General features: G+C 61.9%; 5 protein-coding genes. 2 read left to right on the forward strand and 3 right to left on the reverse strand.

Annotation, left to right across the window (positions count from 1 at the left end; genetic code table 11):
• Together groL and ABSG20_RS30105 are read right to left on the reverse strand one after the other, a co-directional pair.
• A partial coding sequence (gene groL, locus ABSG20_RS30100) for a chaperonin GroEL (protein ID WP_423868102.1) occupies positions 1–1,106 on the reverse strand: 1,106 nt, incomplete at its 3' end.
• A gap of 141 nt (positions 1,107–1,247) precedes the next feature.
• Positions 1,248–1,565 carry a co-chaperone GroES gene (locus ABSG20_RS30105; protein ID WP_423868103.1) on the reverse strand — a complete coding sequence of 106 codons (318 nt, stop codon included), beginning with the start codon at positions 1,563–1,565 and terminating at the stop codon, positions 1,248–1,250.
• Between the two features lie 373 nt (positions 1,566–1,938).
• Here ABSG20_RS30105 and ABSG20_RS30110 point away from each other — a divergent pair, with 373 nt between their 5' ends.
• Together ABSG20_RS30110 and ABSG20_RS30115 are read left to right on the forward strand one after the other, a co-directional pair.
• On the forward strand, positions 1,939–2,226 hold the full coding sequence (locus tag ABSG20_RS30110) for an usg protein (RefSeq protein ID WP_423868104.1): 288 nt from the start codon (positions 1,939–1,941) through the stop codon (positions 2,224–2,226).
• 333 nt (positions 2,227–2,559) lie between these two features.
• A complete protein-coding gene (locus ABSG20_RS30115; RefSeq protein WP_423868105.1) occupies positions 2,560–3,108 on the forward strand; it encodes a cupin domain-containing protein in 549 nt (182 codons plus the stop codon).
• 204 nt (positions 3,109–3,312) lie between these two features.
• On the opposite strand, the gene ABSG20_RS30120 is transcribed toward ABSG20_RS30115, so the two are convergent.
• On the reverse strand, positions 3,313–4,563 hold the full coding sequence (locus ABSG20_RS30120; RefSeq protein ID WP_423868106.1) for a NupC/NupG family nucleoside CNT transporter: 1,251 nt from the start codon (positions 4,561–4,563) through the stop codon (positions 3,313–3,315).
• Positions 4,564–4,804: the final 241 nt, after the last annotated feature.

Here is a 4,804-nt window from a genome sequence, read left to right on the forward strand (position 1 = left end):
AGACGCTCCTGCAGCTTCTCACGGTCGTAGTCCGAGGTGGTTTCCTCGATCTGCGCCTTGATCTGCGACACCCGGGCCTCGATATCGGCCTTCTTGCCGGCGCCGTTGACGATGGTGGTGTTCTCCTTGTCGATCATCACCTTCTTGGCGCGGCCGAGCATGGCGAGCGTGACGTTCTCGAGCTTGATGCCGAGATCCTCCGAGATCGCCTGGCCGCCGGTCAGGACCGCGATGTCCTGCAGCATGGCCTTGCGGCGATCGCCGAAGCCCGGCGCCTTGACGGCGGCGACCTTGAGGCCACCGCGCAGACGGTTGACGACGAGCGTTGCGAGCGCCTCGCCCTCGACGTCTTCGGCGACGATCACGAGCGGCTTGCCGGTCTGCACCACGGCTTCCAACAGCGGCAGCAGTTCGTTCAGCGAGGACAGCTTCTTCTCGTTGATCAGGATGTAGGCATCCTCCATCTCAACGCGCATCTTGTCGGCGTTGGTGACGAAGTAGGGCGAGATGTAGCCGCGGTCGAACTGCATGCCCTCGACGACGTCGAGTTCGGTCTCCAGCGACTTGGCTTCTTCAACCGTGATGACACCCTCGTTGCCGACCTTCTTCATGGCGTCGGAGAGGAACTTGCCGATCTCGGCGTCGCCGTTGGCGGAGATGGTGCCGACCTGGGCGATCTCCTCGTTCGAGGTGACCTTCTTGGAGTTCTTGACGAGGTCGGCGACCACGGCTTCCACCGCCATGTCGATACCGCGCTTCAGATCCATCGGATTCATGCCGGCGGCAACCGACTTGGCGCCTTCGCGGACGATCGCAGCCGCCAGCACGGTTGCGGTGGTGGTGCCGTCGCCGGCCGCATCGGCCGACTTGGAGGCCACTTCGCGCACCATCTGGGCGCCCATGTTCTCGAACTTGTCGTCAAGCTCGATTTCCTTGGCAACCGTGACGCCGTCCTTGGTGACGCGGGGCGCGCCGAACGACTTGTCGAGCACGACGTTGCGGCCCTTGGGGCCAAGCGTCACCTTGACCGCGTTGTTGAGGATTTCGACGCCGCGCAGCATCCGATCGCGGGCGTCGACGCCGAATTTGACTTCCTTAGCTGACATAGATTTCTCCCGTTTGAAACTGGACCCTCAGCCCCGGAAGCCCGCTCTTTGGCGGGCGTCTCGAAGGATGAGATGATTTGAGCGTGTAGCCTCATCCTTCGAGATGCCGGCTGCGCCGGCTCCTCAGGATGAGGACGGGCTTTAAGCGGCCTTCTTCTTGGAGGTGGGAACGTCGGTGATGACGCCCATGATATCGCTCTCCTTCATGATCAAGAGCTCCTGGCCGTCGATCTTGACCTCGGTGCCCGACCACTTGCCGAACAGCACGCGGTCGCCGACCTTGAGGTCGATCGGGATCAGCTTGCCGGCTTCGTCACGGCCGCCGGGGCCGACCGCGGTGATTTCGCCCTGCGAGGGCTTTTCCTTGGCACTGTCCGGAATAATGATGCCGCCAGCTGTCTTCTCTTCGGCGTCGATGCGCTTGACCACAACGCGGTCGTGAAGCGGACGGAAGTTCATGCAGTCCTCCTAAGTTTCTGAAGTTGTTCAAGTTTTATTAAAATTGGCAGTCCCTGCCAGCGAGTGCCAGCATAGGCGAAGTGCACATAAGGCAGGTTTGCGCCGGGGGCAAGGGGCTTCTAGCAGAAAAGCTGGCACTCAATAAAGCGGTCTGCCAATTTGCCGTCATTACTAATTGCACCGGAACGGACCGCGAAATCCCGTATTAGCACGTGCGGTAAGGTGCTGCTAACGCAACAATTTTCAACGAATGGTTAAACATTTAGGCTTGTGATGGGTTGGTATCGTGCGTCACAATTCTCTCATGTGAGCGCATTTCCACCGGTGGGGTGGCAGCCACTTCGGAATATGCGCTCCTGCAATGGAGGTAAGCATGGTCTCGCGGGTTGGGGTTGTTTCCGAGGATTTCCGGAAACAGGTTCTGGGTTACGGGCTGACGACGGCGCAAATCCTGTATCGCATGCCGGATCATCCGTCGCTACTGCAGACATACGTCTGGCAGAATTACGATCTTTGTCCGAAATTTCCGGAATTGTTCAAGTTTCTGGCTTTCTGGCAGCAGAAGCTGGAAGGCCCGCTCTATTCGGTTCAGGTCGCCCATTCGGGCTTGATAAAGCCAGCCGAGATCAAGGCCGTTGATGGGGTTTTCCGACTGCATTGAGTCCGACAGAGTTGGCCTTCGCGGGCTGTCGAGCCCTACATTGCCGGCGGCGTGTTGACGGTTTTCGGCACGATCGAAGGTTCGAGCATGAAATAGCGAGCGGTTGATTTATCGCTGGAGGAATTGGCGGCGATGGGCGCCAACGCCGCCTTGAGAGCCGCGCGCGAAGCTCAGGATGCTGGCTTGGTCGAACCCTCACCATTCATCAGAACGCCGGGCCGTTGGGATAGAGACCAGCGCGGCCCGGAATTTGCGCCAGCGCCCGGCGGCGGCTAAACCTGTCAGCGACGGCGCTCCCGAACACCGGGCGCGCGTTCATCAGGGAGGCATCCGATGGCCAAGCAAAAGACTAAATCGCGGGCCGCGGCCCGCACCGCCGCACAGAAAAAATCACCGGCGCGCAACAGCGTGGGCGGAAAGTCCGCGGCAAAATCCACGGCGCGAAAACCACTCAAGGCCAAGGCCGGCGCGTTGCCGCCTGCGAAACGGGCGCGCCCGAAACAGCGCATCGCGATCAGCCATTACCGCGACGAGGACTTCAAGGCCGATGGTTTGCGCGCCTATGCGAAGTACCGCGATCTCGGTGTTGCCGACGCCAGCGCAGGCGTGGCCCAGGCGCATGTGATCCGGCTGATCGGGCCGTGCAATCCGGCGGAGGTTTCAAAACTGCATTTCCACAACGTCGACTTCCAGATGGTCTATGTGCTCAAAGGCTGGGTCAAAACCTACCTGGAAGGGCAGGGCGAGACGCTGATGCAAGCGGGCAGCAGCTGGACCCAGCCGCCACGCATCAAGCACATGATCATGGACTATTCGGACGACGTGGAATTGCTTGAGGTGATCCTGCCCGCGGAGTTCAAGACGGTTGAACTCGCGGGCTGAAGCGCGGGCGCGACGCTCCGGCAGAGGGCGCCCACAAGGGGCGCCCCCATACGCGATGTCGATTTGTAGCAACCCTTGTGCTCGCCCTATCTCGGCAAAAAAGAACGGCGGTTCTAGCAGCACGTTTTCATTTTTATTCCGGGTTGAGCCCCGTCGGGCGGCGCACGCCGACCCGTGGGTTGTCCCGGAATGACGCGTGAGACGTCAGCTCAGCACCCCAACGATCGCGCCCATCAGGCAGGTCGTCAGCGTGCCCGACACGATCGATTTCAATCCGAGTGAATTGATCTCATGGCGCCGCTCCGGCGCCATGGTGCCGAGGCCGCCGATCATGATGCCGAGGCTGCCGAAGTTGGCAAAACCGCACATCGCATAGAGCATGATCAGCCGCGAGCGGGAATCCAGCGCGTCGGGGGCGAGCTTCGACAGATCGACATAGGCGATCAGTTCGTTGAGCACGGTCTTGGTGCCCATCAGGCTGCCCGCGGTGATTGCCTGCGGCCAGGGCAGGCCCATCAGCCAGCACACCGGCGCCATGACGTATCCGAGCATTCGCTGCAGCGAAATCCCGGCGCCGCCGGCATTGGGCAGCAATCCGAGGATGGCGTTGGCGAGATAGACCAGCGCCACCAGCACGATCAGCATCGCGACGATGTTGAGCAGAAGTTCCAGGCCCGCCGAGGTGCCCTTGACGATCGCATCCATGGTCGAGGATGCGTGCATCTCGGGATCGCCGAGCGCGCCGCCGGTCCTGACATCCTTTATCTCGGGCACCATGATCAGGCTGACCAGGATCGCCCCCGGCGCGCCGAGCACCGAGGCGATGACGAAATGCGCGGCCGCATCCGGGATCAGCGGCGCCAACAGCGTGGCGTAGAGCACCAGCACGGTGCCGGCGATGCCCGCCATGCCGCCGGTCATCACCAGAAACAGTTCGCTGCGCGTCAATTGCGCCAGATAGGGCCGGATGAACAGCGGCGCTTCCACCATGCCGAGAAAAATATTGGCGGCAGTCGACAGCCCGACCGCGCCGCCGACCCCGAGCGTGCGCTCCAAAAGCCACGCCATGCCGCGCACGACAGGCGGCAGCACGCGCCAGTAGAACAATAGCGTGGTAAGCACGCTCATCACCAGCACCACCGGCAGCGCCTGAAAGGCGAGGATAAAATCCGCGCCTGGGGCCTTGAGGTCGAACGGCAGCGCGCCGCCGCCGAGATAGCCGAACACGAAGGAGGTGCCGGCACGGGAAGCCGCGGAGATCGCGCCGACGGCATCATTGATGACGCCGAACCCGCGCGCGACGAACGGCAGTTTTAGCAGCGCCACGGCGGTGAGAACGGTGACGAGGAGGCCGATCGTGGCCTGCCGCAGCGAAACCGAGCGGCGGTTTTCGCCAAAGGCCCACGCGATTGCGAGCAAGGCAAATACGCCGAACGCCGATTGCAGTTGAGGCATCAGTCCCCCCGGGAACGGGGCGATTATGAAGGCAGCGCCTTCGATCGCGCAATGCGCTTGGTGAGCCGGCACCCGGATCGCCACACCGTGATGTGTGCGATCAGCCTATGATGTAGGGTGCACATCCCGGCTCGTCATTGCGAGCCAATCGGGCGCGCGAACGCGCGCTCGATTGAGCGAAGCAATCCATCGCCGCCACAGCAAGAAAAGCTGGATTGCTTCGTCGCAAGAGCTCCTCGCA

Origin of the sequence: Bradyrhizobium sp., assembly GCF_049512235.1 — a bacterium.
Classification (GTDB): Bacteria; Pseudomonadota; Alphaproteobacteria; order Rhizobiales; family Xanthobacteraceae; genus Bradyrhizobium.

Excerpts from the sequence above, each read along its gene's own strand:
- ABSG20_RS30105 (WP_423868103.1), bottom strand. The coding sequence starts at position 1,565 with ATGAACTTCCGTCCGCTTCACGACCGCGTTGTGGTCAAGCGCATCGAC.
- ABSG20_RS30110 (WP_423868104.1), top strand. The coding sequence starts at position 1,939 with ATGGTCTCGCGGGTTGGGGTTGTTTCCGAGGATTTCCGGAAACAGGTT.
- ABSG20_RS30115 (WP_423868105.1), top strand. The coding sequence starts at position 2,560 with ATGGCCAAGCAAAAGACTAAATCGCGGGCCGCGGCCCGCACCGCCGCA.
- ABSG20_RS30120 (WP_423868106.1), bottom strand. The coding sequence starts at position 4,563 with ATGCCTCAACTGCAATCGGCGTTCGGCGTATTTGCCTTGCTCGCAATC.